Source organism: Vibrio sp. A1-1, assembly GCF_021728175.1.
GTDB classification, from domain to species: Bacteria; Pseudomonadota; Gammaproteobacteria; order Enterobacterales; family Vibrionaceae; genus Vibrio; species Vibrio diabolicus.
Window position 1 is genome coordinate 446,092 of the sequence record NZ_JAKKCL010000002.1, and the last position, 15,638, is coordinate 461,729.

At 45.5% G+C, this 15,638-nt stretch carries 15 protein-coding genes; 5 read left to right on the forward strand and 10 right to left on the reverse strand.

Annotated elements, in window-relative coordinates:
• Positions 1–58: 58 nt before the first annotated feature.
• From fadD to L3V30_RS06095, 6 genes are all read right to left on the reverse strand, one after another.
• Positions 59–1,750 (reverse strand): long-chain-fatty-acid--CoA ligase FadD, encoded by a 1,692-nt coding sequence (gene fadD / locus L3V30_RS06070; RefSeq protein WP_237308525.1) that lies wholly within the window; start codon positions 1,748–1,750, stop codon positions 59–61.
• Between the two features lie 106 nt (positions 1,751–1,856).
• The gene (locus tag L3V30_RS06075) at positions 1,857–2,711 is read right to left on the reverse strand and encodes an alpha/beta hydrolase (protein ID WP_237308526.1); all 855 of its coding nucleotides are present in this window, start codon (positions 2,709–2,711) and stop codon (positions 1,857–1,859) included.
• A gap of 6 nt (positions 2,712–2,717) precedes the next feature.
• Positions 2,718–3,275: a Slp family lipoprotein gene (locus L3V30_RS06080; protein ID WP_237308527.1), complete on the reverse strand. Its 558-nt coding sequence runs from the start codon at positions 3,273–3,275 to the stop codon at positions 2,718–2,720.
• A 43-nt stretch (positions 3,276–3,318) separates the two neighbouring features.
• Positions 3,319–3,624: a chromosome partitioning protein ParA gene (locus tag L3V30_RS06085; protein ID WP_124008628.1), complete on the reverse strand. Its 306-nt coding sequence runs from the start codon at positions 3,622–3,624 to the stop codon at positions 3,319–3,321.
• A 60-nt stretch (positions 3,625–3,684) separates the two neighbouring features.
• Positions 3,685–4,386 (reverse strand): tRNA (adenosine(37)-N6)-threonylcarbamoyltransferase complex dimerization subunit type 1 TsaB, encoded by a 702-nt coding sequence (gene tsaB / locus L3V30_RS06090; protein ID WP_237308528.1) that lies wholly within the window; start codon positions 4,384–4,386, stop codon positions 3,685–3,687.
• Positions 4,387–4,415: 29 nt separating this feature from the next.
• Positions 4,416–6,356: an ATP-dependent DNA helicase gene (locus L3V30_RS06095; protein ID WP_005382210.1), complete on the reverse strand. Its 1,941-nt coding sequence runs from the start codon at positions 6,354–6,356 to the stop codon at positions 4,416–4,418.
• A 218-nt stretch (positions 6,357–6,574) separates the two neighbouring features.
• On the opposite strand from L3V30_RS06095, the gene purU reads away from it, so the two are divergent.
• The 3 genes from purU (at position 6,575) to L3V30_RS06110 (ending at position 9,601) form a co-directional block, all read left to right on the forward strand.
• Positions 6,575–7,408 carry a formyltetrahydrofolate deformylase gene (purU, locus tag L3V30_RS06100; RefSeq protein ID WP_005382206.1) on the forward strand — a complete coding sequence of 278 codons (834 nt, stop codon included), beginning with the start codon at positions 6,575–6,577 and terminating at the stop codon, positions 7,406–7,408.
• Positions 7,409–7,611: 203 nt separating this feature from the next.
• A complete protein-coding gene (locus tag L3V30_RS06105; RefSeq protein ID WP_237308529.1) occupies positions 7,612–9,231 on the forward strand; it encodes a serine protease in 1,620 nt (539 codons plus the stop codon).
• A 1-nt stretch (position 9,232) separates the two neighbouring features.
• Positions 9,233–9,601 (forward strand): hypothetical protein, encoded by a 369-nt coding sequence (locus L3V30_RS06110; protein ID WP_150918300.1) that lies wholly within the window; start codon positions 9,233–9,235, stop codon positions 9,599–9,601.
• A gap of 72 nt (positions 9,602–9,673) precedes the next feature.
• On the opposite strand, the gene L3V30_RS06115 is transcribed toward L3V30_RS06110, so the two are convergent.
• Positions 9,674–10,270 carry a VOC family protein gene (locus tag L3V30_RS06115; RefSeq protein ID WP_237308530.1) on the reverse strand — a complete coding sequence of 199 codons (597 nt, stop codon included), beginning with the start codon at positions 10,268–10,270 and terminating at the stop codon, positions 9,674–9,676.
• A 220-nt stretch (positions 10,271–10,490) separates the two neighbouring features.
• On the opposite strand from L3V30_RS06115, the gene argS reads away from it, so the two are divergent.
• Complete coding sequence (gene argS / locus L3V30_RS06120) at positions 10,491–12,224, forward strand: arginine--tRNA ligase (RefSeq protein WP_237308531.1); 1,734 nt, start codon at positions 10,491–10,493, stop codon at positions 12,222–12,224.
• Positions 12,225–12,350: 126 nt separating this feature from the next.
• Positions 12,351–12,779 carry an HIT domain-containing protein gene (locus L3V30_RS06125; protein ID WP_046874244.1) on the forward strand — a complete coding sequence of 143 codons (429 nt, stop codon included), beginning with the start codon at positions 12,351–12,353 and terminating at the stop codon, positions 12,777–12,779.
• A gap of 93 nt (positions 12,780–12,872) precedes the next feature.
• On the opposite strand, the gene L3V30_RS06130 is transcribed toward L3V30_RS06125, so the two are convergent.
• The 3 genes from L3V30_RS06130 to L3V30_RS06140 are packed head-to-tail and all read right to left on the reverse strand — an operon-like array spanning position 12,873 to position 15,603.
• Entirely contained in the window at positions 12,873–13,103 is a 231-nt protein-coding gene (locus tag L3V30_RS06130) for a FeoC-like transcriptional regulator (protein ID WP_005396058.1), read from the reverse strand.
• Positions 13,100–15,376, reverse strand: a complete 2,277-nt coding sequence (gene feoB, locus L3V30_RS06135; RefSeq protein WP_237308532.1) for a Fe(2+) transporter permease subunit FeoB — start codon at positions 15,374–15,376, stop codon at positions 13,100–13,102. Before feoB ends, L3V30_RS06130 begins: the two co-directional genes overlap by 4 nt.
• Complete coding sequence (locus L3V30_RS06140) at positions 15,376–15,603, reverse strand: FeoA family protein (protein WP_005382190.1); 228 nt, start codon at positions 15,601–15,603, stop codon at positions 15,376–15,378. The genes feoB and L3V30_RS06140 overlap by 1 nt, the downstream gene beginning before the upstream one ends.
• Positions 15,604–15,638: the final 35 nt, after the last annotated feature.

Consider the following 15,638-nt stretch of genomic DNA (forward strand, 5'->3'; position numbering starts at 1 on the left):
GCCAGCAAAACGCTGGCATTCTATCATTTTTTAAATCTCTCGACTCGACGAAATCGGCTTATGCGCTTTTCTTCGCGAGTTCAGCGTCGTTCTCTTCACGCAGAACACGGCGCAAGATCTTACCGACATTGGTTTTAGGGAGGTCTTCACGGAACTCAACCAACTTAGGCACTTTGTAGCCAGTTAAGTGCTGACGACAATGCGTAATCACTTCATCTTTGGTCAAGCTCGGGTCGCGCTTCACGACGTAGATCTTCACTAATTCACCAGAGACTTCGTGCGGTTGACCAATAGCAGCCACTTCAAGGACTTTGCCGTGTAGCGCTACAACGTCTTCGATTTCGTTCGGGTAAACGTTGAAGCCTGATACCAAGATCATGTCTTTCTTACGGTCAACGATGTGCAGGAAGCCTTCGTCATCGAACTTAACAATGTCGCCGGTTGATAGCCAGCCGTCTTCGTTAATCGTATCTTTCGTTGCTTCAGGTCGTTGCCAGTAGCCTTGCATAACCTGAGGACCACGAACTTGAAGTTCACCAGTTTCAGTATTCGGAAGCGCATTGCCTTCTTCGTCCACAATACGAACTTCTGTTGATGGCACAGGCAGACCAATCGATCCATTGTATTCAACAAGGTCATGCGGGTATGCCGCAACCAATGGAGAACACTCGGTTAGGCCGTAGCCTTCTAGTAGGTAACAACCAGTGGTCTTCTGCCATCTTTCTGCCACTGAGCGCTGCACTGCCATGCCGCCGCCAACGGCTAAACGTAGGTTACTGAAATCCAACTCGTGGAAGTCTTCGTTGTTGATCAAAGCATTAAATAAGGTGTTCACGCCCGTAATCGCAGTAAACGGATGCTTTTGTAGCTCTTTCACGAACCCTGGAATATCTCTAGGGTTCGTAATAAGTAGGTTACGGCCACCCATTTCGACAAACAGTAAACAGTTTACGGTAAGAGCAAATACGTGATACAGCGGTAGCGCTGTCACGACCAATTCGCGGCCTGGAGATAAAACCGGCCCGTACGCGCCTTTTGCCTGTAGAACGTTCGCAATCATGTTGCGGTGAGTCAGAATGGCACCTTTCGCGACGCCTGTCGTCCCCCCCGTATATTGCAGGAATGCAATGTCATCCCCAGACATAAACGGTTTAACGTATTGTAGACGACGACCTTTACGTAGAGCCTGACGCATTGAGATTGCACCAGGTAAATCGTACTTAGGCACCATGCCCTTAACATACTTCACGACAAAATCGACAATCGTACCTTTCGCTCGTGGCAGCATTTGACCAAGGCTGGTTAACACCACGTGTTTAACTGGTGTTTTATCGACGATTTGTTCTAGCGTGTTCGCAAAGTTAGATACAATCACAATCGTCGTCGCACCTGAGTCATTCAATTGGTGTTCAAGTTCACGAGGAGTGTAAAGTGGGTTAACGTTTACGACGATACAACCTGCACGCAAAATACCAAACAACGCCACTGGGTATTGCAGTAGGTTTGGCATCATCAGAGCAACACGGTCACCCTTTTGCAGTTTTAACTCGTTTTGCAGATACGCTGCGAATGCGCGACTACGCTCTTCCAATTTACGGAAGGTCATAACCGAGCCCATGTTCATGAATGCTGGTTGGTCTGCATATTTTTGTACAGACTGCTCAAACATTTCTACCAAAGACTCATATTGCTCTGGATTAATGGTTTCAGGTACGTCACTTGGATAACGTGAAAGCCATGGTTTATCCACGATGTTACTCCTCGTTTATAACTGGCTAAAAAATAGCGTCCTTTTTATTTTGAAAGCTATTACAGCACAGCGAACGTGCTTGAGCACGCAACTCTCAAACACTTGTTTAAATTTTGTTAACTACACCAAGAATTCGCGTTGCGACCTCGAGTATTTGCTCTAAATGACAGTGATGACCACCCTTGACAGAAACCACTTGCGGCGGGTTCTCTCCCCAATCAGCTTGGTTAGATGGTAAATTCTGAAATCCTTGATCGCCTAATACGATCAAATGAGGACAACGTATTTGGCTGGTAATCGAGTTAGCATGCGCTTGCGCCATTCGGTAAAGCGACGCACATTTTAACTTGGCATCATGCCGCCAATGCCATTTATCTCCTCGCTGCTCCGTTCCTCGCTCGACTATCGGCAGAAGCTGCTCAGCGGTTAATTGGTTGGCTTGCATGCGTAATTTTAACGCCAGATCGAAGGAGGCAATGGCTCGCTCTGGCTTGTTGTGCTGTCTTACTCGACTTAAAATGCCATCACGAAGACGAGACAAACTGTTAGCAGGATCTTCAGTAAGAGGACCCGCTCCCTCAATTTGCACAAGAGCTTCGACCTGCTCTGGAAACGCAGCACTATAGCAACTTGCGATTAAAGCACCAAGTGAATGCCCTACTAATATCAGTCTGTTTGGCGATAATTCGTCCAACAACTGATATAAATCGGCAATATAGTCGTAAAAGGGGTAATAGTTATCGTGAGATTTATGACTCGATAAACCGTGACCAAAATGATCGATGGCGAGGAGGTGTAAGTGAGGATTAAGTTGGTTCAACTGCTCCATGAGCGCTTTAAAGCTGCCCGCATTATCTAACCACCCATGAAGAAAAACGACTGACAAGTCAGCCGTTTTCTCGTTCCCTATCTCTAGGGCTGACATTTTGCCGGCAGGAAGCTCGAATTGACGCTCATGCATCGCAGATTATTTGACCTGTTTTATCACTTTACCGTCTTGTGGGAAATCATTACGCCACATGCGGCAGTTAATCGAGTAACATGGGTAAAAGTAGGTTGGCGAGTCATACATGCGTACACGTTCTTCAATTTTCCACAAACGGTAGCCTTGCCCCTTAATGATCGGGAATACGTATTCGTGCTCACCAATCTTTCCTTCTTCTTCTCCGGCGCCTGTACCTACAACCGTCAACAAACGACCTTCACTAAAGGCAACAGGCTCTAAATAACCATCAAAATAGGCAATAAATCGTCCAGTTGGCTCTTCATCAATATCCGGTTTACCAGATTTACTGATTGGTAGGTTTACGATCTCTAGACGGGTTTTATCTTTGAAGTTATCCACTTTAGCGATGATTCCACCAAGACGAACATCTTCACTCACTTGCCCCTGAGACTCAGCGAAAGCTTTATAATCAGTAACGACTTCTTCTGTGCTTGCATTTAACTCCTCTGGCAACGAGCTACACGCAGACAAACCAACCGTAGCAAATAATGCCAGAAAAAACCGTCCAAAAACCTTCATAAACCACCTTTCATATTAGTAATCCCTGCTTGGGGGAAAGTACTCACACGTAAATATCGACACCAAGTAACTGAGCCAGTTCCTCTTTTTTAGCTCGATTCATGACATCCATGTATTGTTCCATCGCTTTACGTGCACTCCCTTCAGGAAGGTCATATTGCACTTGAGCTCGGTGAATTTGGGACTCATCCACGTGTTTTATGGAGTGCGCCACAGCGTTAGCAACCTTTGAAGGCTGACCTACAGGCTGCTTTGTTTGTGATTTATTTACCTGCTTCTTTTGACTGGCTTTATTAGTGCGATTTGCACCAGGGATCAGTGAAGGAGGCAAGCCATTAATCGACGCCATAACGCTCCATAAAAATACAGGGCAAATGCCCTGCTTTTTGTCAGGTTAATGAAAAACGGATTATTCGCGGCCCGGAAGTTTTTTCCATGTCACATTATCGCGTAGATAAACTGGGCTAGAATCTTCTACCGGCACAGTATTACCCTTTTTAAATTCTTGTTCAGCAAGAATCACGATGTCTTGTGAATCAGGGTACAGAACCTCGCCATGCGTCAAATTAAACGGTAGGTCTGCTAATACTTCTTGGTAGGCATCCCAACCAGTACCTGCTGTCGTCCACATTTTGTCGTCTGCCTGTGCTTCTTCAGTTAGACGTGCTGGTGGAATAACACACTCTTCATCAATACCAACCCATTCACCATTGTCTTGACGAGAATAGCGCGCCCAATAAACTTCACTCATACGTGCATCAATGGCCACAGCGACATTGGTCACACCATGTAAACGATGGCTACCTTGAGCCATTGCAGACAGGGTTGAAACGCCGATCATAGGCAAGTCAGCGCCGAACGCCAAACCTTGTGCGATACCAATACCGATACGAACGCCAGTAAAGCTACCTGGACCACGTCCAAACGCTAACGCATCTAGCTCTTGTAGAGTCAGGCCAGCTTCTTTTAGTACTTCATCAACCATTGGCAGTACTTTTTTGGTGTGATCGCGTGGTGCAACCGCGCTACGTGAAATCACTTGATCATTAGCCAACAACGCAACTGAACAGTTTTCAGTCGCTGTATCGATAGCAAGAATTTTTGCGCTCATTTAACTCTCTACAACTCTCATTTATTGGGTTATGCCTCAGCACTTGCGTCTGTGACAGATTGTTCTGCTTTCAGGAATGCTTTGATTCCATCTAAGTCTCGCGTTCTTGGGATAGGTGGTAGGCTTCCGAGGAAAATACCACCGTAGTCTCGCGTGACGAGGCGATTATCACAAATAATCAACGCACCGTGATCCTTCTGATCTCGAATTAATCGTCCTACTCCCTGCTTTAACGTAATCACTGCATCCGGGATTTGTACTTCAGCAAATGGTTCACCGCCACGCAATCGACAATCCTCGATACGGGCTTTGAGTAATGGATCGTCAGGGGCGGTAAACGGTAATTTGTCGATAATAACACAGCTCAGCGCATCACCTCTAACATCAATCCCTTCCCAGAATGCACCTGTCGCCACGAGTAAAGCGTTACCCAGTTCCATAAACTCCGCCAAGGTTTTCTGCTTACTCATCTCCCCTTGCATTAACACAGGCAGCTCAAGTACTTCTCGGAACTTCTCACCTAGTTCACGCATCATGCTGTGCGAGGTACATAAAAAGAAGCAGCGACCATCATTTTCTTCAATCACCGGAGCAAGCATTCGGACTAACTTATCCGCTAAGCCGTTACTGTTTGGCTCTGGCAGATACCTTGGCACACAAAGGCGCGCTTGTTTTTGATAATCAAAGGGGGACGGCAGAGAAAATTGCTTTGTAGGCTTGAGGCCAAGGCGCTCAGTAAAGTGCTTGAAGTCGCCCGATACGGCTAGGGTTGCTGACGTGAAAATCCACGCGCCTTGTTTAATCTCTATTTGCTCATGGAACTTGTCCGCGACAGAAAGAGGCGTAATGTGCAGAGCGAAATGACGAGGCGAGGTATCGTACCAGTATGAGTAGCCGGTAATATCGACATCACATACCCGGTCGATGCGGCCTTTGATCAAATTGGCTCGTTCAAAGGCGGTATCCAGTAATTGACTGCGCCCTAAGGCTATTTTGAGTACATCAATCGCCAATTCGAGGCTATCAGTTAAGCGCAATAATTCTCGCTTAATAGAGCCTGATTGCAACGCCTCACGCCAGTTGCCACGAAAGCCAGGCTCACCCAGTACAATCCGCATGTCCATTGCGCTTTGCATGAGTTTGTCTCCCACTTTTTGCAATTGACGCATATCTTTGGCTTCGGTGCGGTAGGCTATTTCAATGTCTTTGGCAAGATCATGAATTTGACGGCTTGAAACTGACTGGCCGAAATATTCGCTCGCAATATCTGGCAACTGATGAGCTTCATCAAAAATAAACACATCGGCTTCTGGGATCAGTTCGCCAAATCCTGTTTCTTTGATCGCTAAGTCAGCAAGAAATAAGTGATGGTTCACCACAACAATGTCGGAATCCATGGCTCGCTTACGCGCTTTCAATACAAAGCAATCGGTGTAGCTCGGACACTCTTTACCTAAACAGTTATCATTGGTTGAAGTGATGGTCGGAATGATCATGCTGTCTTCAGGTAGATCATCACAATCACCAAGGTCACCTGTTTTGGTTTCTGATGACCAAGCACGCACTTTAACCAGTTGAGTTAATAGCGTCGGGTCAGATTCATTAGTATGGCTTTCGACCATTTGGCGGCTCAAGCGATCCAAACACAGATAATTAGAACGCCCTTTTAATAACGCCACTTGACCATAAAAACCAAGCGCATTGACCATGAGCGGTAAGTCCCGATGGTACAACTGCTCTTGCAAGTTTTTCGAGCCTGTACTGATGATCACTTTTTTACCACTCAACAGCGCAGGGACTAGGTATGCGAAGGTCTTACCGGTTCCGGTTCCTGCCTCCACCACCAACTGGGTTTGATCTTTGATCGCACTACTGACGGCTTCCGCCATATCGATTTGTGGCTGACGAGCTTGAAAGCCAGGAATGGCCTTACCTAACGCGCCATCAGAGGAAAAAGTTTTTGCGATCATGCTTGGTATTGAGTTTGAAAAATTATCGAGAGTATATCAGAGGAATAGGAGTGACATCAGCCCACAATCTGGCCAGCTTGCGGCGATGCACGGATATTTTGTTGAAACCAACGTAAGAATAGATTATTTATGGTGAAACATGGCAGTACAGTTACACCCGCCTGGGAATAATAACAAATTCGTACGCTAAAATATTAATGCATGGAAGTACCTGATTTATGGAAAAGAAAACACTGTTGACCCACTGTTCTGACGCCCCGGGTCTCATCTCAAAAATCACTAACATCTGTTACAAGCACCAACTCAACATCGTTCACAATAACGAATTTGTTGATAATACCAGTGGCCACTTTTTCATGAGAACGGAGTTGGAGGGATACTTCAACGATCAAACGTTTCTTGCCGATTTGGACCAAGCACTCCCGCAAGGTGCTAAGCGTAAATTGGTTGGCTCTCGCCGTAAGCGCATCGTCATTCTCGTCACAAAAGAAGCGCATTGTTTAGGCGATATTCTGATGAAAACCTACGACGGAAGCCTAGATGTTGAGATCGCCGCTGTGGTAGGGAATTACGACAAACTGCAAACTCTCACTGAACGCTTCGACATTCCTTACCACCACGTGACCCATGAAAACCTTAGCCGTGAAGAACACGAGCAGAAGATGTTAGAGGTGATCGACCAATACGATGCTGACTTTTTGGTGTTAGCTAAATACATGCGCGTATTGACGCCTACGTTTGTTGAGAAATACCACCACAAAATCATTAATATTCATCACAGCTTCTTACCTGCTTTTATTGGCGCTAAGCCATATCAACAAGCTTACGATCGCGGTGTGAAAATCATCGGTGCAACGGCACACTTCGTGACTAATGATTTAGATGAAGGGCCGATCATCAAGCAAGACGTAATTCCTGTCGACCATACATTCAATGCCCAAGATATGGCACAAGCGGGACGCGATGTAGAAAAGAATGTGTTGAGCAAAGCGTTGAATAAAGTCATTAACGACCACGTCTTTGTTTATGGAAATAAAACAGTGATCCTGTAATCCCTCCGCACTAGTTACAACGAGAATGAAACCCGTCCAACTTGGCGGGTTTCATCTTTTCAGGGATATCCCCCGACTCTAACCATCAAAATTAAACCGATATATTATAATTTTTCATTTCACTACAACTATTTACTGAGAGAATGATTCCGTTTATCATTTGGTCCCCTTATAATAAACCACGTTAATATTACGGAATTAAAATGAAAAAAACGTTAGTGGCTTTTCTGATTGGGCTGACTTTGCCAGCAACCACAATCGCAGATACTCTTAAGCCTGTTCAGAATGATGTATCCACTCGCATTATTGGCGGCGAGCCAGCTAATACTTCCGACTGGAAGTTTATTGCTTCACTGGTCCGTAAAGGACAGCCAACATCTATTGGTCACTTCTGCGGCGGTAGTTTCCTTGGTGGAAAATACGTATTAACTGCTGCGCACTGTGTGGAAGGTCTTAATGCGGACGATATTGATATCGCTCTTGGTCTTTATGATCAAAACAACGAGTCTCACGCGCAGCGCATCGCGGTTAACAATATCTACTCGCATACTGCATATAACAGTAATACAACGAACAATGACATCGCTCTTATCGAATTAGAACGCAATGTCGATAGCGCGACTATCGATCTGGCAACGCCAGAGCTTTTGGATAGTGTACGCGTAGGAGATAAGTTGCACGTGGCTGGATGGGGAAATACGTCCACGACAGACCGAGTATACCCAACCGTTTTACAACAAGTTGATTTGGAATACGTAGATCGAACTACCTGCCAAAACCTATCGGGAAATTACTCTAATGTATCAGATGACGGCATTTGCGCCGGATACTATTGGGGAGGTAAAGATAGCTGCCAAGGAGATAGCGGCGGTCCGCTCATCGTTGACGATAACGGCATCAACAAATTATTAGGGGTGGTCAGTTGGGGTGATGGATGTGCTCAACCAAATGCTTATGGTGTTTACGCAAACGTCTCTCATTTTCAGCACAACGGCTGGATAGATAGTCATCGTAATACTATCAGCTACACTCAGTATCGAGATCTTCATTTCGTTGAGCGAAAAGCGCAGCAAGAGACCTTTACTATTCGTAATGACGAGGTGAATACGCCAATTAACATCACGGGCGTTACCCTAACAAGCGGAATCAGCCTCGCCAAAAATACCTGTACTGCGACACTGGCACCATCTCAGAGCTGTCAAATTACGGTAGGCTACTACCCAAGCTACTCGCACTCAGTTGAAACGATTGAAGTCTCTACTGATCATCCGAAACTATCTAAACTTTCGACTACCTTAATATATAGTGGTATTGATAAAGCAAGCAGCTCATTGAGCAGTGCCGTTACGCTAGCTGGCGCAAACGTGTACACCAATGAACACGCTTGGACCGCTGAAAATGGTGAACTTCAATCAGCAGACATGGGAACGTCTGCTGGCGCATCCATCTTGTATTTAACCGATCTTCCAAAAGGCAAACTATCAATGGACTTTAAAGTCTTGTCAGATGGTTTCGATGTTTTTGTCGTTTACGTCAATGGCCAAGAGTATGACTACACTCGCCAGCTTCTTGAGTACAATGAACTTTCTATCGATCTTTACCGGAAGTCAAACACGGTTACTTTTGCTTATCTGAAAAACTACGAGTTTAGCGGTGGTTACAACGCGCAAGCGTATATTCGCAATATCAAGATGTCAGTTAGTTCAGATAACACTAGCGAGAGCAGCGTAACAACAACATCGAGTTCAGGCGGCAGCTTCTCAATTAGCCTACTAATGTTGCTAGCCGCAGGTCCTTTCCTGCGTCGCAAAAAAGGACAATAAGATGCAATATGTACTCAAAACAATGCTGCTTGGCTTGAGCTCCATCAGTTTAGTCGCTTGCTCGGCAAATACAGAAACGCAGCAAGGTCTAGAGTCTGAACATCAAGCCGTCATGGTTGAAGCGTACCGAACTAGCGATAGTCAAATTTCATTTATCGCCGAGTCTAATGGCTGCAGTAAGAACGATGACTTTAGCTTAAAAATAGAGCAAAACTCTTCAACGGAAGCCCTGCTTACAATCGTCAGGAACAAAGTGGATCATTGTAAACGAATGCCGTTTCCAAAGACTTTCACACTAACTCTAGACGAAGAGTTGAAAGGCAAAAAGCTTTCCATTACCAACCCAAAAAGCAAGTCACCGGCTAAATAGTGATTCGCTTACGAAAGGGAGCCTCGGCTCCCTTTTTGCCTCTCGCAACTCAGCAATTTTCACTCTAGCGTTTTACGCCTGCTCAGACTCCACAATACGCTTAAGTGAATGCGGGTGCAGCTTGATACAAATGCCTTGGTACTTAAACGCCACGGTTGGGTTGTTCAAGCGTTCGCCTTCCCCTTTCGGGCTCGACAATTTGATCTTCACACCCAGTTCTTTTAACTCATCAAAACGCGCGCCAAACGCTGGGTAAGTGTGTTTCAAATCAGCAAGAAACTCATCTGCGGTTTCGGCATGAGACGGAATCACAAACTCCACATGTTCCCAGCTTTCAGTTGGGTAGATTTTGCCTTCCGCAGGATATGGCAGCTCCAGACACTCAATCTTCCAGCCACGGCTTTCCAACGCTTTGTCGAATTCGATAACGATGATTGGGCGACCGTTTATTTTCGCTTGTGAAATCACCTTACCGTATTGATTCCATGCTTCATGCGCGGCTTTCGCTGTTTCAGTATCATTAATACGCAGCGCAATATGGTCAGCCTGAGCAAAGCTCAGATCCAGTTTTAACAGGGTTGCAAGCTCTTCAATCTTCGCCATAAATGCGTCCAGGTCTTGGATCATCAATTCAGGCGCTAGGCGTTTTTCAACTAGTTGAGTCGTCATTGTGGCTCTCTTATGGGGCGATTTATCTCATTACTCTGAGCGCAATAGTAAACGCAAACCAAACCACATTTCCATTCAATCGAAAAAGTATAAATTTCCCCAATTCCTCTCTGTATGAAAAGCAATAAAGTTGTTATCATTAGCCCCATTTTTGTGAACTCCAACAGAACTCGGCACTTACTTCGCCGAGTTCTTCGTCCTTGAATTGAAGGAAACGCGTGTGAATATCCAAGCACTTATTAATGACAAAGTATCTCAGGCTCTAGAAGCCGCTGGCGCACCTGCAGGCTGTCCTGCGGCAGTACGCCAATCAGCAAAGCCACAATTTGGTGACTACCAAGCAAACGGCGTAATGGGCGTTGCTAAAAAACTGGGTACTAACCCACGAGAATTTGCACAGAAAGTACTGGATGTTCTAGACCTAGACGGTATTGCGAGCAAAACAGAAATCGCTGGCCCTGGTTTCATCAACATTTTCCTAAGCGAAGAGTTCCTTGCGAAACAAGCCGACGCGGCGCTAGCAGACGAACGTCTTGGCGTAGCTAAAGAAGAAGCGCAAACCATCGTTGCCGACTACTCTGCACCAAACGTAGCAAAAGAAATGCACGTAGGTCACCTGCGTTCAACCATCATTGGTGATGCAGTGGTACGTACGCTTGAGTTCTTAGGTCACAAAGTGATCCGCGCGAACCACATCGGCGACTGGGGTACTCAGTTCGGAATGCTTATCGCAAACCTTGAGCGTGTACAACAAGAGTCTGGCGAAGTTTCTATGGAGCTGGCTGACCTTGAAGGCTTCTACCGTGAGTCTAAGAAACTGTACGACGAAGACGAAGAATTCGCAGTGAAAGCACGTAACTACGTTGTGAAACTGCAAAGCGGTGACGAGTACTGTGCAGAAATGTGGAAAAAACTCGTTGATGTAACCATGATCCAAAACCAGCGCAACTACGACCGTCTAAACGTGTCACTGACTCGTGACGACGTAATGGGCGAAAGCATGTACAACGACATGCTTCCTAAGATCGTTGCAGACCTAAAAGAACAAGGTCTTGCCGTTGAAGATGATGGCGCGCAAGTTGTATTCCTAGATGAATACAAGAACAAAGATGGCGAACCAATGGGCGTTATCGTTCAAAAACGCGATGGCGGTTTCCTATACACAACAACAGATATCGCATGTGCAAAATATCGTTATGAAGAGCTAAGCGCAGACCGTGTGCTTTACTTCATCGACTCACGTCAACACCAGCACCTAATGCAAGCTTGGACGATTGTTCGTAAAGCGGGCTATGTGCCTGAGTCTGTATCTCTTGAGCACCACGCGTTCGGCATGATGCTGGGTAAAGACGGAAAGCCATTCAAGACTCGTGCGGGTGGTACCGTTCGTTTGGCAGATCTTCTGGATGAAGCAGAAGTTCGCGCAGCACAGCTGATCGAATCTAAAAACCCTGAACTAGATGCAGACGAAAAAGAGAAGATCTCTAAAACAGTTGCAATGGCAGCGGTTAAATACTCTGACTTATCTAAACACCGTACGACTGACTACGTGTTCGATTGGGACAACATGTTAGCGTTTGAAGGCAACACAGCACCATACATGCAATATGCATACACTCGTGTAGCTTCAATTTTCGCTAAAGCTGGTGTTGCTATGGATGCTCTCCAAGGTGACATCAAAATCACTGATGAGAAAGAGAAAGCACTTATTGCTAAACTTATGCAGTTCGAAGAAGCGGTGCAATCTGTTGCTCGCGAAGGCCAACCACACATCATGTGTAGCTACCTATTCGAACTAGCAGGTCAGTTCTCTAGCTTCTACGAAGCGTGCCCTATCCTAGTTGCTGAAGACGAAGCAGTGAAACAAAGCCGTCTGAAACTAGCTGCGCTAACAGCGAAGACCATCAAGCAAGGTCTGTCTCTACTGGGTATCGATACTCTAGAGCGTATGTAATCCGCTTTTACGTAGTTAGCTTAAGTAGCACAAGCTAAATGATGACAAAGGTTGACGTGAAAGCGCCAACCTTTTGTTTTATCTGTCGTATACTAATTCAAACTAAAAATTAATCGGACAGCAATAATGAGTTTTGAACTTCATCCTCAATTGGCAAAAGACACTTCGGTGATTGGTCACTTCCCACTTTGCGTCGCTCTTCTTCATAAAGATAATGCTGTGCCATGGGTTATCTTGGTGCCTAAACGCGAAAATTTGAAAGAGCTACACCACTTGCCAATGCAAGAGCAACAACAGTTTTTGCTCGAATCTCAAGCGGTAAGCCAAGCACTCGAAGCGACATTCCGCCCAGACAAGTTAAACCTTGGTGCCCTAGGTAACATGGTGCCACAGCTGCACATTCACCATGTTGCTCGCTTTAAAGACGATATGGCATGGCCGGGACCAGTTTGGGGTAACACCAAAGGTGAGTTTCGTACTGACGAAGAACAAGAAGAGATTCTTAACCGAATTCGTAATGTGTTGTCGTTAAGCTCTATCTTCCGTAAAGCGTAACCGTTATATAACTTTTAATTCAGGCAGAAAGTAAAAAGCCGCATCATTGCTGATGCGGCTATGTTGTTTGCTCGCGATGGTTCATTGCTCCTACTACATGGTTACGGTAAGTGACAAACCATCGTGCTTTGTGACTGCATAGCGTATTCGCGTTATATGATGAGCTTTATTTGTATCTACCAAGCGAGAAATGCGACCTTTGTTAATCCATACACTTAACATGGCGTCTGCACCGTCTTCACTCATTCCGAACTGTTTTGCTAGCTCAGATTGGGAAACCGTTCCTTTTTCGGCAATATATTGATAAAGCTCTTTTAAAATCATACGACTTGCGCCTCAAACTCGCCTTGATGTTTCTTGCCTACGCGCTTGAAAACGCGGTACGTGCCAAAGAAAATCGCAATAATTGCGGCAATCCAAACGCCGCTGGTGATAGGGCTATCAGCGAAATGCATAAGCTGATGATAGAAAGTCGCACTCAAGTACGCGAGCCCCATTGTCCATACCGCTATAAAGCGCGCAAAGTTATTGCCGAATTCTCGAACATAGGCACCCATCGCAGCCACACAAGGAGTGTAAAGTAAGATAAAAATTAGGTACGCAAAAGCAGCATGACCAGAAACAAATTTCTCTTTTATGTTACCAAAGATCGATTCATCAATTTCTTGCTCCTCTGCGACTGCATGAGAATCTGCTAAATCACCGACGTCAATCCCCAGAGGATCAGAATAGCTCAGCCCTGCTAGGTTTTCAGGAATGCTCATCACCGCTTCTTCTAGGCTACCCATAAGATCAAATTCTGCATCCTCTTCATCGGTTGGCGTAGTATATAAGCTGTTCAATGTGCCCACGACTGCCTCTTTCGCGAAGATACCAGTAATAATACCAACCGTTGCTGGCCAGTTATCCTCTTGAATACCAATTGGTGCAAACACTGGCGTCACAACCTGAGCGGCTTTTGATAGAACCGATTTATCACTGTCTTCATTACCGAATGTACCGTCAGTTCCTAGCGAGTTGAGGAAGCTCAAGATAGCAACAACCACTACGATGGTTTTACCTGCACCCAATACAAAACGCTTAAGTTTTTGCCAAGTTTTGATCACGACGTTCTGCAACGTTGGAAGCTCATAGTCAGGCATTTCCATCACCAAGCTATCACTGCTGCCAGGATACAGCGTGTGCTTGAGGAACAAACCGGTAAACACCGCGGCGACAATACCAAGTAGGTAAAGTGCAAACACAATGTTTTGACCAGAGCCTGGGAAGAAAGCGGCAGCAAATAAAGCGTACACAGGTAAGCGAGCACCACATGACATAAACGGTGCCATCGACGCAGCCAACTTGCGCTCACGCTCTTGGTCTAGCGTGCGCGTTGCCATGATCGACGGAACGTTACAGCCAAAACCAAGAACCAAAGGGACAAACGCTTTACCCGGCAAGCCGATTTTCTGCATCACTTTATCAAGCACAAACGCAGCACGTGCCATGTAACCCGAGCTCTCAAGCACAGCAAGGAATAAGTACAAACACGCAATGACCGGGATAAAGGTCGCAACTGTTTGAATACCGCCGCCTAAACCATCAGCAATCACCGTAACTAGCCATACGGGGAGGTGACCATCTAATAAGTGGTGTCCACCATCAACCAGCAATGCGCCTACACCAATGTCAAAAAAGTCGATAAATGCACTACCGATGTTAATCGAGAACATAAACATCAAGTACATAACCACAAAGAAGAATGGGATCCCAATCCACTTGTTCAAAATAAACTGGTCGAGTTTTTCAGTCACGCTACGGCTCAATTTGCCTTCGCTTCGGCGAACTTTTTTACACTGTTCATGCAGGTATGTGTACTTGGTATCCGCGACATGCAAATCGATATCCAAATCTAAAGTCGCAATGACTTCCAATACTTTGCTTCTCTCAATATCGGAAAGGCTATTGAGAACCATCGTATCTTTTTCAAGCGCACGAATAGCTAATGCACGATGGGCGACGGTTTGATCGTTAAAAAGTGCGGAAACAGTTTGAATCGCCGACTCCATCTTTTCACCGTAATGCAAAGATAGCTCTTTAAGCGCGACCCCTTGAACGATGGACTTATGAAGTTTTTCTTTAAACTCTGCAACTTGAGTTTTATTGGTTGCAGATAAACTTACTACAGGACAACCTAATGTTTTCTCAAGCTCTGAAACGTTAATCATTTGACGTTCACGTTTTAGCGCATCCATTTTGTTGAGAACAACAATCATAGGACGGCCAAGTTCGCGAAGTTGCAACGTCATATATAAGCTGCGCTCTAAACTCGTGGCATCAACCACGTTGATAATGAGATCAGCAGGATGAGTTAGAACCGCACGCGATGCAATGGATTCGTCAATACTATTGCTATCATTACCACTGTCTAACGAGTAAATGCCAGGGAGATCAGTGAGCAAAAACTCGTCACCCGCATGTTTGAATTGTCCCGTTTTCTTTTCAACGGTGACGCCTGCCCAGTTACCAACTTGCTGTTTTGCGCCAGTCAAACCATTAAATAGCGTCGTTTTACCACTATTAGGATTACCTACGGTAAGCACTTGATATTGCATTACACTCGCTCCACTTCAATTTTCTGAGCAATGGTTTCTCGCAATGCGACAGACACACCACGGACTTCGACTTGTAAAGGATCGCCCATTGGAGCACGTCGAATCACTTTGACTTCTGTATTGGGAAGCAGCCCCATTACCATGAGTTTCTTTCTGATATCTGATGAAAGACCATCTAACAACCGAATCGTCACCGTATCGCCAGGATTAATCTCTGATAACTTCATAGTGGCCCTTAAGAGTATTGCTAATGAGAAATATT

Coding starts and splice junctions, on each gene's coding strand:
- L3V30_RS06095 (WP_005382210.1), bottom strand. CDS start 6,356: ATGATCGCAAAAACTTTTTCCTCTGATGGCGCGTTAGGTAAGGCCATT.
- feoB (WP_237308532.1), bottom strand. CDS start 15,376: ATGCAATATCAAGTGCTTACCGTAGGTAATCCTAATAGTGGTAAAACG.
- L3V30_RS06115 (WP_237308530.1), bottom strand. CDS start 10,270: ATGACGACTCAACTAGTTGAAAAACGCCTAGCGCCTGAATTGATGATC.
- L3V30_RS06130 (WP_005396058.1), bottom strand. CDS start 13,103: ATGATTTTAAAAGAGCTTTATCAATATATTGCCGAAAAAGGAACGGTT.
- L3V30_RS06075 (WP_237308526.1), bottom strand. CDS start 2,711: ATGCATGAGCGTCAATTCGAGCTTCCTGCCGGCAAAATGTCAGCCCTA.
- L3V30_RS06105 (WP_237308529.1), top strand. CDS start 7,612: ATGAAAAAAACGTTAGTGGCTTTTCTGATTGGGCTGACTTTGCCAGCA.
- L3V30_RS06085 (WP_124008628.1), bottom strand. CDS start 3,624: ATGGCGTCGATTAATGGCTTGCCTCCTTCACTGATCCCTGGTGCAAAT.
- tsaB (WP_237308528.1), bottom strand. CDS start 4,386: ATGAGCGCAAAAATTCTTGCTATCGATACAGCGACTGAAAACTGTTCA.
- purU (WP_005382206.1), top strand. CDS start 6,575: ATGGAAAAGAAAACACTGTTGACCCACTGTTCTGACGCCCCGGGTCTC.
- L3V30_RS06140 (WP_005382190.1), bottom strand. CDS start 15,603: ATGAAGTTATCAGAGATTAATCCTGGCGATACGGTGACGATTCGGTTG.
- L3V30_RS06080 (WP_237308527.1), bottom strand. CDS start 3,275: ATGAAGGTTTTTGGACGGTTTTTTCTGGCATTATTTGCTACGGTTGGT.
- L3V30_RS06125 (WP_046874244.1), top strand. CDS start 12,351: ATGAGTTTTGAACTTCATCCTCAATTGGCAAAAGACACTTCGGTGATT.
- L3V30_RS06110 (WP_150918300.1), top strand. CDS start 9,233: ATGCAATATGTACTCAAAACAATGCTGCTTGGCTTGAGCTCCATCAGT.